General features: G+C 68.5%; 13 protein-coding genes and 1 riboswitch. Of the genes, 12 read left to right on the top strand and 1 reads right to left on the bottom strand.

Annotated elements, in window-relative coordinates:
* Positions 1-165 precede the first annotated feature (165 nt).
* Entirely contained in the window at positions 166-2,892 is a 2,727-nt protein-coding gene (ppc, locus tag ACTIGJ_RS16165; RefSeq protein WP_439641350.1) for a phosphoenolpyruvate carboxylase, read from the bottom strand.
* A 119-nt stretch (positions 2,893-3,011) separates the two neighbouring features.
* A riboswitch (S-adenosyl-L-homocysteine riboswitch) is annotated at positions 3,012-3,093 on the top strand.
* A gap of 38 nt (positions 3,094-3,131) precedes the next feature.
* Here ppc and ahcY point away from each other — a divergent pair.
* From ahcY to ACTIGJ_RS16105, 12 genes are all read left to right on the top strand, one after another.
* Complete coding sequence (gene ahcY, locus ACTIGJ_RS16160; RefSeq protein ID WP_439641349.1) at positions 3,132-4,595, top strand: adenosylhomocysteinase; 1,464 nt, start codon at positions 3,132-3,134, stop codon at positions 4,593-4,595.
* A 151-nt stretch (positions 4,596-4,746) separates the two neighbouring features.
* Entirely contained in the window at positions 4,747-5,601 is an 855-nt protein-coding gene (metF, locus tag ACTIGJ_RS16155) for a methylenetetrahydrofolate reductase [NAD(P)H] (protein WP_439641348.1), read from the top strand.
* A gap of 90 nt (positions 5,602-5,691) precedes the next feature.
* Entirely contained in the window at positions 5,692-6,324 is a 633-nt protein-coding gene (locus ACTIGJ_RS16150; RefSeq protein ID WP_439641347.1) for a trimeric intracellular cation channel family protein, read from the top strand.
* Positions 6,324-7,010, top strand: coding sequence for a monofunctional biosynthetic peptidoglycan transglycosylase (gene mtgA / locus ACTIGJ_RS16145; protein ID WP_439641346.1), 687 nt, complete (start codon positions 6,324-6,326; stop codon positions 7,008-7,010). Before ACTIGJ_RS16150 ends, mtgA begins: the two co-directional genes overlap by 1 nt.
* A gap of 355 nt (positions 7,011-7,365) precedes the next feature.
* On the top strand, positions 7,366-8,142 hold the full coding sequence (gene thiD, locus ACTIGJ_RS16140; protein ID WP_439641345.1) for a bifunctional hydroxymethylpyrimidine kinase/phosphomethylpyrimidine kinase: 777 nt from the start codon (positions 7,366-7,368) through the stop codon (positions 8,140-8,142).
* Positions 8,139-8,780, top strand: coding sequence for a thiamine phosphate synthase (gene thiE, locus ACTIGJ_RS16135; RefSeq protein ID WP_439641344.1), 642 nt, complete (start codon positions 8,139-8,141; stop codon positions 8,778-8,780). The genes thiD and thiE overlap by 4 nt, the downstream gene beginning before the upstream one ends.
* 27 nt (positions 8,781-8,807) lie before the next feature.
* The gene (hemL, locus tag ACTIGJ_RS16130) at positions 8,808-10,097 is read left to right on the top strand and encodes a glutamate-1-semialdehyde 2,1-aminomutase (RefSeq protein ID WP_439641343.1); all 1,290 of its coding nucleotides are present in this window, start codon (positions 8,808-8,810) and stop codon (positions 10,095-10,097) included.
* Positions 10,094-11,044, top strand: coding sequence for a signal recognition particle-docking protein FtsY (gene ftsY / locus ACTIGJ_RS16125; RefSeq protein WP_439641342.1), 951 nt, complete (start codon positions 10,094-10,096; stop codon positions 11,042-11,044). Before hemL ends, ftsY begins: the two co-directional genes overlap by 4 nt.
* An 8-nt stretch (positions 11,045-11,052) precedes the next feature.
* On the top strand, positions 11,053-11,736 hold the full coding sequence (locus tag ACTIGJ_RS16120; protein WP_439641410.1) for a cell division ATP-binding protein FtsE: 684 nt from the start codon (positions 11,053-11,055) through the stop codon (positions 11,734-11,736).
* The gene (gene ftsX / locus ACTIGJ_RS16115) at positions 11,733-12,683 is read left to right on the top strand and encodes a permease-like cell division protein FtsX (protein ID WP_439641341.1); all 951 of its coding nucleotides are present in this window, start codon (positions 11,733-11,735) and stop codon (positions 12,681-12,683) included. Before ACTIGJ_RS16120 ends, ftsX begins: the two co-directional genes overlap by 4 nt.
* 176 nt (positions 12,684-12,859) lie before the next feature.
* Entirely contained in the window at positions 12,860-13,735 is an 876-nt protein-coding gene (gene rpoH / locus ACTIGJ_RS16110; RefSeq protein ID WP_439641340.1) for an RNA polymerase sigma factor RpoH, read from the top strand.
* Positions 13,736-13,889: 154 nt separating this feature from the next.
* On the top strand, positions 13,890-14,197 hold a 308-nt coding region (locus ACTIGJ_RS16105), incomplete at its 3' end, for a transposase (RefSeq protein WP_439641339.1).

The following is a 14,197-nucleotide window of genomic DNA, read 5'->3' as shown; positions in this document are numbered from 1 at the left end:
CGGCCATTCCCGCCTCCGGCAGGAATGGCGTTCAGCCCGACGCGGCGCATGCGCCGCAAGCGTGTGAATCAGGATCGTCAAACTGGAGAGACCCCGGCCATTCCCGCCTCCGGCAGGAATGGCGTTCAGCCCGACGCGGCGCATGCGCCGCAAGCGTGTCAGGCTTCACCCCGTGTTCTGCAGGCCTTGGGCGACGCCGTTGACGGTGGCCACCAGCGCGTTCATCAGCGCCTCATCCGTCGAGCCCGAGGCGCGCCAGCGGGCGAGCAGATCCACCTGCAGGAAGCTGATCGGGTCGATGTACGGGTTGCGGACGCGGATCGATTCGGCGAGCCGGGCGTCCTTGGCCAGCAGCGTGTCCTGGCCTCTGAGCTTCAGCACCCAGTGGCGGGTGCGTTCGAATTCGGCAGCGATCATCGGGAAGAAGCGGGCGTGCAGACCGCCGGACAGCCGCGAGAAGCGTTCGGCGATGTCGAGGTCACACTTGGCCAGCACCATGTCGGTGTCGTCGAGCATCACCCGGAAGAACGCCCAGTCTTGCGCCATCTCGAACAGCCGCGCCTCGCCGATTTCCTGGGCGGCGCGTTCCAGCCCGGCACCCAGGCCGTACCAGGCGGTGATGCCGGAACGGCACTGGGTCCACGCGAACACCCAGGGAATGGCGCGCAAGCTTTCGACGCCGACCATCGTGCCGCGCCGGCTGGGCCGGCTGCCGAGCGTCATCTTTTCGATCACGTCGATCGGCGTGGCGGTGCGGAAGTAGTCGACGAACTCCGGCGCATCGACGAAGGCGCGATAGGCGCTGCGCGAGTGCGCGGAGATCGCCGTCATCGCTTCGCGCCAGGCGCCTTCGCGGGCTTCCGGCACGCGCGGCCGCAAGGACGCCCGCAGGGTGGCGCCGACCATCTGTTCGAGGCTGCGCAGCGCCAGCGCGCGGATGCCGTACTTGCGGTGGATGACCTCGCCCTGCTCGGTGACGCGCAAGGACCCGGCCACCGAGCCTCGCGGGCTGGCCATCAGCGCCGGCACGATCTTGCCGCCGCCTCGGCTGGCCGAGCCGCCGCGGCCGTGGAAGAACTTGAGCTTGATGCCGAACGCCTGTGCCGCTTCCAGCAGTTCGACCTGGGCGCGCTGCAGGCCCCATCGGGAAGCCACCGTGCCGCCGTCCTTGCCGCTGTCGGAATAGCCGAGCATCACCGCCTGGCGATCGCCGCGCGCGGCGAGGTGGGCGCGGTACACCGGATCGCTGAACAGCGCGCGCAAGGTGTCCGGGCCGGCCTTCAGGTCGTCGACGGTCTCGAACAGCGGCGCGATGTCGAGCGGCACCTGTCCAGCCACATCAACCATGCCGCCGTGGCGGGCCAGCGCCAGCACCGCCAGCACGTCGGCGGCGCGCTGCGCCATCGAGATGATGTAAAGCCCGATGGCTTCGACGCCGTAGCGGGCGATCGACGCGGCCAAGGTGGTGAACACGGCGGCGCAGCGCACGGCGACAGCGTCGTCGGAAGCGGCGAACGCCGTGCTGCCGCCGGCGTAGGCGCGCAGGCGATCGGCCTGGGTGGCGCCGTCCCGCTCGGCCCAGTCGGCATCGCCGGTCAGCGCTGCGACGGCTTTGGCGTGGACGCGCGAATCCTGCCGGCAGTCGAGCCGCGCCAGATGAAAGCCGAAGGTACGCACCCGCCACAGCAGCCGGCGCACGGCGTACCAGCCGGCGTTCAGGCCCTTGCCGGCGAGCAGGCTTTCGGCCACCAGCTCGATGTCGGCGCGGAACGCGTCGGCGTTTTCGTAACCACCGGGCTCGTCGCGACTGGTCGCCCGCAGCCGGGCGCGGACCAGGCTCAGGAACAGCCGGTACGGCATGTCGGCGTGGCGCGGCTTCAGCGCCGCAGCGGCGTCCGGCAGCAGCTCGCGATAAGCCGCCGTGCGGCGCAGCAGTTCGCCGGCCACTTCGACCCGATCCAGCGTCTGGCTCAGGGTGTCGGACAGCTCGCCGACTTCCGCTGCGTAGCGTTCGAGAATGCGGGCGCGCTGGCTCTTCAAGGTGTCGGCGATGGTATCGGCGCCGACGTTCGGATTGCCGTCCATGTCGCCGCCGACCCAGCTGCCGAAGCGCAGGATGCGTGGCATCTCCACTTCCGTGCCGTAGACGGCGCGGATCGCATCCTCGAAGGCTTCGAAGAAGGCCGGCACGATGTTGTAGATCGCGCCACCCAGATAGAAGCCGACGTGATCGCATTCGTCCTGCACGGTCGGCCGCGCGGCGGCGGTTTCGCGGGTCTGCCAGCTGGCGGTCAGCGACATCCGCAGTCGGCCCCAGTCGGCCGCGCGTTCCGGCGGCGTCAGGCTCGGGTCGAACTCGTTGATCAGGCAGCGGACGATCTGCTGCTCCTTTTCCAGGATCGAGCCGCGCACCGCTTCAGTCGGATGCGCCGTGAACACCGGCTCGACATCGAGCCGGTTCAGCCACAGCAGCAGCTCGCGGGCGCTGACGCCGGCCGCCTTCAGCTGGCCCAGCGCATCGAGCAGCGAATCCGGCTGCGCGCCGGCCCCGGCGCGTTCGTAGTCGCGACGGCGGCGGATGCGGTGCACGCGCTCGGCGATGTTGACGCCCTGGAAGTAGGTGGAGAACGCCCGCGTCAGCCATTCGGCCTGCACCACCGGCAGGCCGGACAGCAGCCGCGACAGCTCCTCGGCGCTGGCGCTGCCTTCGCGGCGGCGGATCGCCGTGGTGCGCACGGTTTCGACGCCATCGAGAAACGCCGGCCCCTGCTGCTCGGCCAGCATTTCGCCGACCGTGGCACCGATGCGGCGCACGTTCTCGCGCAGGGGCGCATCGGCGGCGTTGCGGGCAGTGCGGGAATCCGGGCGTGCGTCAGCAGTGAGGTCGTCCATGCGTGGATCTCCAGCAAGAGCAGTGCCGGAACCGGGCACTGGACGCCGATTCGCCGCAGCGCGGACGGCTCGCCGGCTTGTATCCCTTTATCCGCATAGGCGGATATACTCGGCGCATGACCGGTGAGGGGCGCTGCGACCGTCACCCTGCGTGAACGGCCAGGCTCACCGGACCGCTGGCAGCAACGGCGCCCAGTCGGACAAGCGTCCCACCGAACACAACACTGGAGCGATACGACATGAGCGCTGTACTGAACCCCGTCAACACCCCGCACAAGAACGGCGTCGCCGACTTCAAGGTCCGCGACCTGTCGCTGGCCGAATTCGGCCGCAAGCGCATCCGCATGGCCGAGGAAGAAATGCCCGGCCTGATGGCGATCCGCAAGAAGTACGCGCCGCTGCAGCCGCTGAAGGGGGTTCGCGTCACCGGCTCGCTGCACATGACCAAGGAAACCGCCGTGCTGCTGGAGACGCTGAAGGCGATCGGCGGCGACGTGCGCTGGGCGTCCTGCAACATCTTCTCGACCCAGGATGACGCTGCGGCGGCTGTGGCCGCCGCCGGCACGCCGGTGTTCGCCTGGAAGGGCGAGACGCTGGAGGAATACTGGGACTGCACCTTGGACTGCGTGACCCACGTGCTGCCGGACGGCTCGCTCGGCGGCCCGGAACTGGTCATCGACGATGGCGGCGACGTGACCTTGCTGATCCACAAGGGTGTCGAGATGGAAGCCGGCTCGGACTGGATCGACACGCTGTCCGGCAACCATGAGGAGCAGGTGATCAAGGACCTGCTGCGCCGGACCAAGACCGAGCGCCCGGGCTACTGGACCAAGGTCGCCGCCGCCTGGCGCGGTGTCGCCGAAGAAACCACCACCGGCGTGCACCGCCTGTACCAGATGTTCGAAGCGGGCAAGCTGCTGGTGCCGGCGATCAACGTCAACGACTCGGTCACCAAGTCGAAGTTCGACAACCTCTACGGCTGCCGCGAATCGCTGGCCGACGGCATCAAGCGCGCCACCGATCTGATGATCGCCGGCAAGGTCGCCTTCGTCGCCGGCTATGGCGATGTCGGCAAGGGCTCGGCGCACAGCCTGCGGGGCCTGGGCGCCCGCGTGATCGTTTCGGAAGTCGATCCGATCAATGCGCTGCAGGCCGCGATGGAAGGCTTCGAAGTGAAGACCATCGAAGACGTGCTGCCGTTTGCCGACATCTATGTCTCGGCCACCGGCAACAAGGACATCATCAGCCTTGAGCACATGAAGGCGATGAAGAACAACGCGCTGGTCTGCAACATCGGCCACTTCGACAACGAGATCCAGATGGATCGCCTGAACCAGGACGCGAGCGCTGCGCGCGACCAGATCAAGCCGCAGGTCGATCGCTACACCTTCAGCGACACCGGCCGCAGCATCTACATCCTGGCCGAAGGCCGCCTGATCAACCTCGGCTGCGCCCACGGCCACCCGGCGTTCGTGATGTCGAACTCGTTCTCCAACCAGACGCTGGCGGCGATCGACCTCTGGAAGAACAAGGACGTCTACGCCAAGCAGGTCTACCGCCTGCCGAAGAAGCTCGATGAGGAAGTGGCGGCGCTGCATCTGGAGCAGATCGGCGTCAAGCTGACCAAGCTCACGCCGGCCCAGGCCGACTACCTCGGCGTGCCGGTCGACGGTCCGTACAAGCCGGACCACTACCGCTACTGAGCGCGGTGCCCGGCGCTGCGGCGCCGGAACCCGCCGGCCGGATTCGCGCGCAGGCCTTGGCGCGCGGGTCCGGGCCGGTCAGCCTTCAGGGGGCGGGCGACTGCCCCTTTTTGCTGTCCGCCTCTGCCGGCAGCTCGACAGGATGCTTTTCATGGCAGCACATCCCGCACAGTTTTCGTTTGAGCTGTTCCCGCCACGCACGCCGGAAGGTGTAGCCAAGCTGCCCGGCATCGCGGCGGCGCTGGCGGCGCTGAAGCCGAAATATTTTTCGGTCACCTACGGCGCCGGCGGCTCGGACCAGGACGGCACCTACGACACCGTGGTCAAGGTCGTCGAGAGCACCGGCATCGAGGCGGCGCCGCACCTGACCTGCGTCGGCTCCTCGCGGGCCCGGATCGCCGCCCTGCTCGACCGCTACAAGGCGGCCGGCGTGAAGCGCATCGTGGCGCTGCGCGGTGACCTGCCGGCCACCGCCATCGGCACCGGCGCGCCGGGCGATTTCCACTACGCCAGCGAGCTGCTGTCGTTCATCCGCCAGACGCACGGCGACAGCTTCCAGCTGGAAGTGGCCGCCTACCCGGAAATGCATCCGCAGGCCCGCAGCCCGGAGGCCGATTTCGAAGCCTTCCGGCGCAAGGTCGACGCCGGCGCCGATGCTGCGATCACGCAGTATTTCTACGTCGCCGACGCCTACTTCGATTTCCTTGAACGCTGCGCGAAAGCGCACATCACCATTCCGGTGATCGCCGGCATCATGCCGATCACCAACCACGCCCAGCTGACGCGCTTCTCGGCCGCCTGCGGGGCGGACATCCCGCGCTGGGTCCGGCTGCGGCTGGAACAGCTGCAGGACGACAAGGCGGCGCTGCAGGATTTCGGCCTGGATGTCGTCAGCCGCCTGTGCGAGACCGTGCTGAAGGGCGGCGCGCCGGGCATCCACTTCTACACGCTCAACCAGGTCGAACCGACGCTGCGGCTGTGGAAGCAGCTCGGCCTGCCGGCCTGAGGTCAGCCGGAGCGGTATCGGCCGAAGCGCCGCCCCGGGGCCGCTGTTGCCGAGCGTGATCCGCCGCGATCGGCTTAAGCTCAGCGCCGCATGATCCTGCATCTTCTCGACTATGCCGGCGTCGCCGTGTTCGCGATCAGCGGCGCGCTGGCGGCCGGCCGCAAGAGCCTCGACGTGCTGGGCGTGGTGGTGATCGCGCTGGTCACCGCGACCGGCGGCGGCACCATCCGCGACATCCTGCTCGACCGCAATCCGGTGTTCTGGATCGGCGAGCCGACCTATGTCGTGGTGATCGTGCTGGCGGCGCTGGCCACCATTCCCTACACCCGCTGGCGGCGTCCGCCGCTGCAGAGCCTGCAGATCGCCGACGCGCTGGGGCTGGCGTTCTTCTCGATCGCCGGCGCCCAGGTGGCGCTCGGCGCCGGCCATCCGGGCTTGATCGCGGTGATCATGGCGACCATCACCGGGGCCTTCGGCGGCCTGCTGCGCGACGTGCTTTGCAACGAGATCCCGATGATCCTGCGCAAGGGCCAGCTGTACGCGGTGGCGGTGATCGTCGGCGCGTCGGTCTACGTGCTGCTGCTCGATCTCGGCATCAGCCGCTGGCCGGCAACGCTGACCGGCATGCTGGCCGTGGCGGCGATCCGCTTCGCGGCGATCGTCTGGAACTGGTCGCTGCCGGTGTATTCGCTGCCCGACGCCGCCGACCGGAGCCCGGACTGATGCGCCGCCTGTCCCTGCGCCGCCGCAGCCCGCTGTTCTGGCTGGCCGTTTCGCCGCTGCTGTTCGCGGCGCTGGCGGTGCTGCAGGTGCTGATCCTGCGCGTGGTCCCGCCGTTCACCAGCGCCTTCATGCTGGCCTCCGACGCGCCCGAGGTCCGCTACGACTGGGTGCCGTGGGAACGGATCGCGCCGGCGGCGGCGCTGGCGATGGTGGCCGCCGAAGACCAGAAGTTTCCCGAGCATTGGGGCTTCGATTTCGAGGCGATCGACAAGGCGCTCGACCACAACAAGCGCTCGCGGCGGGTCCGAGGCGCGTCGACCATCAGCCAGCAGACCGCCAAGAACCTGTTCCTGTGGTCCGGGCGCAGCTATCTGCGCAAGGGCCTGGAAGTCGGCTACACGGTCCTGATCGAGCTGCTGTGGCCGAAGCGGCGGGTGCTGGAGGTGTATCTCAACGTCGCCCAGTTCGGCCCCGGCGTCTATGGCGTGGAAGCGGCCGCGCAGACCTACTTCCGCAAGCCGGCCGCCCGGCTGACGCGCCACGAATGCGCCCTGCTGGCCGCCGTGCTGCCGAACCCGGTGCGGCTCCGGCTGGATCGGCCATCGGCCTACGTGCTGGGCCGGGCCAGCCACATCGAAAACCAGATGGGCGCACTTGGCAGCAGTTACCTGAACGATATGCACTGATTGAGGGCAGAACTCGTCGTTACCTCAAGAATCGGCGCTTAATCACTGAAATCTATGGAAAAGATCAGTTCACACACAGTTTCTGTGGATAAGCTTGTGAACAAGCCTTGGGGAGGCCGCGTAAGTGACGGTCCCAACATGGATTTTCCGCGTTGCGGCTAATTTATGACCATGCCACTTTGTTTAATGAATTCAAAGTGTTGATGAGTTTTTCAGGCTTTTTGACGGATTTGTGTCGCAGCTACGGGGCTTTGCGGCGATATCGCCATTTCGATGTGCATAACTGCCGCCCGCCGCAGTCGCGAACCGCGTCTTGTCAAGCTTTTTTCACCGTCACTTTTCCGGACCGCCGCCGATGAGCCGCCCCCGCACCGTGCTGTGCCTGTCCGGCCACGATCCGGGTGGTGGCGCCGGACTGCAGGCCGACATCGAAACCCTGGCCGCGCACGGCGTTCATGCGCTCGGCGCGATCACCGCGCTGACCGTGCAGGACAGCCGCGACGTGCGCCGGGTGATCGCCACCGATCCCGCGCTGCTCGACGAGCAGCTGACCGTGCTGCTGGCCGATGTCCGGCCGGATGCCGTCAAACTCGGCCTGCTCGGCGACCCGGCGCAGCTGCCGGTGATCGTCCGGCACCTGGCCCGGCTCGCGGTGCCGGTGGTCTGCGATCCGGTGCTGCGCGCCGGTGGCGGCACCGATCTGGTCGCCGCCGGGTTCCCGGCCGCCCTGCGGGCGCTGCTGCTGCCGCAGGTCACGGTGCTGACGCCGAACGCCGCCGAGGCGCGCCGGCTGGTGCCGGACGTGGCCAGTGATCTGGCCGCCTGCGCGGCGGCGCTGCTGGCCGATGGCTGTCAGCGCGTGCTGATCACCGGCGGCGACGAAGCCGCCCCGACCGTCGTCAATCGCGCCTACGGCGGTACTCCGCCCGTGCGGGTCCACGACTGGCCGCGCCTGCCGGAAACCTTTCACGGCGCCGGCTGCACGCTGGCCAGCGCCATCGTGGCCCGGCTGGCGCTGGGCGACACGGCGGACGAGGCGATCGCTGCCGGCCAGCGCTGGACCCAGGCGGCGCTGGCGCGCGCGGTCGCCCTCGGTCAGGGCCGCCGTATTCCCGGACGCCTTCCGCAATGACCGAACGCCTGCTCTATGCCGTGACGCCGGACACGCTCGCCGCCGATCCGGCGCGGCTGCTCGAGGCCTGTGCCGCCGCCATCGCCGGCGGCGCGCGGCTGCTGCAGTACCGCGACAAGGCCAGCGCCCCCGACCGCCGGCAGCGCAATGCCGAGGCGCTGCTGGCGCTGTGCCGCGCGGGCGGCGCGCGCTTCATCGTCAATGACGATGCGGCGCTGGCCGCCGCCATCGGTGCCGATGGCGCCCACCTGGGCCGGTCCGATGGCAGGCTGGAAGCGGCGCGCGCCCGTCTCGGGCCGGCGGCCCTGATCGGCGCCAGCTGCGCCTCCGATCTCGACCATGCCGACAACGCGCTGGCCGCCGGCGCCAGCTACGTCGCCTTCGGCCGCTTCTTCGCCTCGACCACCAAGCCGGACGCCCCACCGGCCGATCCCGCCGTGCTTGGCGCGGCGCGGCGGCGAATCGGCGCGCCGATCTGCGCAATCGGCGGCGTGACGCCGGATAATGGCGCGCTGCTGCTCGCTGCCGGTGCCGACTGGCTGGCCGCCGTCGATGGCCTGTTCGGGGCCGGCGACCCGGCCGCCATCGAACGCCGCGCCCGCGCCTACTGCGCGCTGTTCGCAGCAGCGCCCCGCTGATCCACGACCAGGACTGGAAACGACCGCATGACCCGCTCCGAAGCGCTGTTCGAACGTGCCCAGGCCTCGATCCCCGGCGGCGTCAATTCGCCGGTGCGCGCATTTCGCGCGGTCGGCGGCACGCCGCGCTTCATCGCCTCGGCCAACGGCGCCTACATCACCGATGCCGACGGCCGCGCCTACGTCGACTACATCGGCAGCTGGGGCCCGATGATCCTCGGCCACCAGCATCCGGCGGTCCGCGATGCGATCGTGGCCCAAGCGCAGATCGGCGTGTCCTACGGCGCCCCGACCGAAGCCGAAATCACCATGGCCGAACTGCTCTGCGCCCGGGTGCCGGGACTGGAACAGGTGCGGCTGTGCTCGTCGGGCACCGAAGCGACGATGAGCGCGCTACGGCTGGCGCGCGGCTACACCGGTCGCGACAAGATCCTGAAGTTCGAGGGCTGCTACCACGGCCATTCCGACTCGCTGCTGGTCAAGGCCGGCTCCGGCGCGCTGACGTTCGGCGTGCCGACGTCGCCCGGCGTGCCGGCCGATTTCGCCCAGCACACGCTGACCGCCGACTACAACGATCTCGCCTCGGTCGAAGCGCTGTTCAAGGCCAATGCCGGTCAGATCGCCTGCGTGATCGTCGAGCCGGTGGCCGGCAACATGAACTGCATCCTGCCGAAGCCGGGCTTTCTCGAAGGCCTCCAGAAGCTTTGCCGCGATGACGGTGCGGTGCTGATCTTCGATGAAGTGATGACCGGCTTCCGGGTCGGCCCGAAGGGCGCGGCCGGCGTCTACGGCATCACGCCGGACATGGTCACGCTCGGCAAGATCATCGGCGGCGGCCTGCCGGTCGGAGCGTTCGGCGGCCGGCGCGAGATCATGCAGAAGCTCTCGCCCGCCGGCCCGGTCTATCAGGCCGGCACGCTGTCGGGCAATCCGCTGGCGATGGCCGCCGGCATCGCATTGCTGAAGACGCTCGACGACGCCGCGATCTACGCAAAGCTAGAAGCGACCACCGCCGCGATCCTGGCGGGCCTGAACGCGGCAGCGAAGGCCGCCGGCATTCCGTTCACCACCGTGCAACTCGGCTCGATGTTCGGCCTGTTCTTCACCGACAAGCCGGCGATCACCAGCTTCGCCGAGGTGACGCAGTGCAACCTGGAGCAGTTCAAGCGCTTCTTCCACGCGATGCTGGCGCGCGGCATCTATCTCGCGCCGAGCGCCTACGAGGCCGGCTTCGTGTCGGCAGCCCACGGCCCGCGCGAAGTCGAGCTGACCCTCGCCGCCGCGCGCGAAGCCTTCGCGGAGCTGAAAGCGGCATGAGCGAAGACAATCTCGGCTTCATCGCGAAGCTTCGGAAGAAGATCAACAAGGGCGATTCGTGGCTGACCTACGATCTCGGCCGCCTGTTCACCGACGACAAGCTCAACGATGACGCGATCGAGATCATCGAGGAGCGCCTGCTGATCGCCGATGCCGGCGTCGAGGCGACGATGCAGCTGACCCAGACCTTGCGCAACGAGGTGATGGCCGGCCGCATCAAGACCGAGGCACAGCTGCGCAAGGAGCTGAAGAAGGCGCTGCTCGACATCATCGGCCCCTGCGCCAAACCGCTGGTGGTGCCGAGCTACATCAAGCCGTACGTGATCTTCGTCGCCGGCATCAATGGCGCCGGCAAGACCACGACCATCGGCAAGATGGCGGCGAAGTTCAAGAAGGACGGCAAGAGCGTGCTGCTGGCCGCGGGCGACACCTTCCGCGCGGCGGCCGTCGAGCAGCTGACCACCTGGTCGGAGCGCGCCGGCGTGCCGATCCTGTCGCAGGGCGCCGGGGCCGATTCGGCCTCGGTGATCTTCGACGCCGTGCAGGCCGCCAAGGCGCGCGGCATCGACGTGGTGATCGCCGATACCGCCGGGCGCCTGCACACCCAGAGCCACCTGATGGACGAGCTGCGCAAGATCCGCCGCGTGGTCCAGAAGCTCGACACCTACGCCCCGCACGAGGTGATGCTGGTGGTCGATGGCACCGCCGGCGGCAATGCGCTGAACCAGGCGGTGCAGTTCCACGAGGCGATCGGCCTGACCGGCCTGACCATCACCAAGCTCGATGGCACCGCCAAGGGCGGCGTGCTGCTGGCGATCGCCAAGCGGATGGCGCTGCCGGTGCGCTTCGTCGGCCTCGGCGAAGCGATCGACGATCTCGAAGTGTTCGACGCCGATGCCTACGCCGAGGCGCTGGTCGGCGGCGCCGCGCTCGGAGACGGACGTTGAGCGAGGCGCTGATCCGCTTCGCGCAGGTCAGCCATCGCTATCGCGACGGCGGCCGCGAGATCCTGCGCGACGCCGACTTCACGCTCGGTCACGGCGAGATGGCCTTCCTCACAGGCCCGAGCGGTGCCGGCAAGTCGACCGTGCTGAAGCTGATCGCGCTGCTGGAGCGGCCGTTCAGCGGCGAGATCACCGTCGACGGGCAGACGCTGTCGGCGTTGAGGCCGCGCGCGGTTGCGGCCTATCGCCGGCAGTTCGGCATGATTTTCCAGAACTTCGCGCTGCTGCCGGATCGCAGCGTGTTCGACAACGTGGCGATGCCGCTGATCATCCGCGGCCATTCCGGCGACGACATCGGCCGCCGCGTGCGCGCCGCGCTCGACGCGGTCGGCCTGCGCGGCCGCGAACGCGACTGGCCGGTGACGCTGTCCGGCGGCGAGCAGCAGCGGGTCGGCATCGCCCGGGCGGTCGTCGCGCGGCCGCGGCTGCTGATCGCCGATGAACCGACCGGCAATCTCGACCCGGCGATGGCCGCCGAGATCATGCAGCTGTTCGGCCGCTTCAACGAGGTCGGCGTCAGCGTCCTGGTGGCCACCCATGCACTGGGGCTGATCCGCCGCCTGCCGTACCGGATCCTGAGCCTGCAGGATGGCCAGCTGGTCGACGACGACGGCGATGCCGGGAGCGCGTCGTGAGCGGCGCCAAGCGGGTCCGCACCGCGCCGGCCGCCGGCTCGCGCTGGCTGCTCGACCACACGCGGGCGATCTCCGCGACCCTCGATCAGCTGGTGCGCCGTCCGTTCGGCACCTTGCTGACGGCGCTGGTGATCGGCATCACCCTGGCGCTGCCGGCCGGGCTGTACGCCGTGCTCGGCGGGCTCGACGCAGCGTCGTCGGGCCTCAAGGGCTCGCTGCGCGTGTCGCTGTTCCTGAAGGACACCGTCGATGAGGCCGCCGGCCGCCAGCTGCAGGCCACCATCGCGCGCAAGCCGGGGATCGGCGAAGCGAAATACATCTCCCGCGATGCCGCGCTGGCCGAGTTCAAGGCCCACTCCGGCTTCGGTGAAGCGCTCGACATGCTCAGCGACAACCCGCTGCCGGCGACCATCGTGGCGACGCCGGATGCAGCACTGCCGAAGGCGCAGGCCGAGGCCCTGCTCGACGCGCTGACCCGGCTGCCGGAAGTCGACAGCGCACGGCTGGACCGTGAATGGCTGGAGCGGCTGTACGCGATCCTGGCCGTCATCGAGCGGCTGATCCTGCTGATCGCCGGGGCGCTGGCGCTGGCGGTGCTGGTGGTGGTCGCCAACACCATCCGCCTCGACATCGCCTCGCGGCGCGAGGAAATCCTGGTGCTGAAGCTGATCGGCGCCTCGGACGCCTTCATCCGCCGGCCGTTCCTGTACACCGGCCTCTGGTACGGCCTGAGCGGCGCGCTGCTGGCCTGCCTGATGGTGTTCGGCGCGGGACTGGCGCTGGCCGGGCCGGCCCAGACGCTGTCCGGGCTGTACGGCATCGGCACGGGAGCAGGCACGCTTGGCGCGGACACGGTGTTTGCCGTGTTCGGCGCCGGCGCCGCGCTCGGCTGGCTGGCGGCGCTGTGGACGGTCAGCCGGCACCTCGGCGCGATCGAGCCGCGCTGAGCCCTTGCATCCGGCGGTTCGCGCCCCAAGGCATACAGGATGGGAAACGGCCATCCTGGCCCGCGCCGCGATGCAGAAAGACTATCGACAGACCGAATGTCGATTGAACTTCTTGGCGGCTTAGCACTCCAAAAATGCGAGTGCTAACATCTCGACCACTTTTCGGGGGATACACGATGACTGCTCTTGCGCTTTCGCAACGCTCTTCAGCGCTGCCGGTGCCGCTGGCCGGCAGCCTCGATACCTACATCCGGTCGGTCAGCCAGATTCCGTTGCTGACGCCGGAGGCGGAACAGAAGCTCGCCCATGAACTGCACGACGAAGGCAACCTCGCCTCGGCGCAGAAACTGGTGCTGTCCAACCTTCGTTTCGTCGTCCACATCGCCCGCGGCTATCAGGGCTACGGCCTGCCGCTGTCGGACCTGATCCAGGAAGGCAACATCGGTCTGATGAAGGCCGTGAAGCGCTTCGATCCGGGTGTCGGCGTGCGGCTGATCAGCTTCGCCGTGCACTGGATCAAGGCCGAGATCCACGAATACATCCTGAAGAACTGGCGGATCGTGAAGATCGCCACCACCAAGGCGCAGCGCAAGCTGTTCTTCAACCTGCGCAAGTCCAAGACCCATCTCGGCTGGATGACGCAGTCGGAAGTCGAGGCCGTGGCCCGCGATCTGAAGGTGAAGCCGGAAGACGTGCTGCAGATGGAATCGCGGCTCGGCGGCGCCGACGTGTCGTTCAGCGCGACGCCGGAAGACGGCGAGGAATCGTTCGTGCCGGAAGACTATCTGGCCGACCGCAGCGACCAGTTCGCGGCGATCGAGGAAGCCGAATGGCAGGACGCCCGCGAGGAGCGCATGAAGCAGGCCCTGGTCTCGCTGGATCCGCGTTCGCGCGACATCCTGCAGCGCCGCTGGCTGGCCGACGAATCGAAAGCCGGCCTGCAGGAACTGGGTGACGAGTACGGCGTGTCCGCCGAGCGCATCCGCCAGATCGAGGTCGCCGCGATGAAGAAGCTCCGCAAGGCGATCGAGGTCGAAGAAGCCGTGGCCTGAGCTTGCCGGTCGCGGTCAACAAAAAGCCCGGCATCCGCCGGGCTTTTTGTTGGACGATCGACTCACTGAATGCGTAAGCGTCCGGTAAAGGCCGCTATCGCTGAGGTCTGAAGGTCAGAAAGATGGTGTCCACTGGGTTCGGGAGTGGACACCGATGAAGGGAGCGGAAGGAGTACTGGTAGCGGGTCTGGTTTCTTCGACGGATGCGGACGGCCGGCGGGTGTACAGCGAGTCGGACAAGCGTGCGCTGGTCGAGCGGGCGCTTGCGCCTGGTGTGTCGGTGTCGCGTCTGGCGCTGGACCACGGGTTGAATTCGAATCTGTTGCGGAAGTGGATTCGGCGCTATCAGGGCACCAGCGTCCGGTTGGCGCGACAGGCGGGGTCACCGCGGCTGCTGCCGGTGGTGACGGCTGAGCCGGAAGCTGTGCCATCGTCCATCTCACAGGTGACGCCGTCGATCGA

This window comes from Nevskia sp. (assembly GCF_051860985.1).
In the GTDB taxonomy this organism is placed as follows: Bacteria; Pseudomonadota; Gammaproteobacteria; order Nevskiales; family Nevskiaceae; genus Nevskia.
This window is presented reverse-complemented; position numbering and strand designations above follow the sequence as displayed.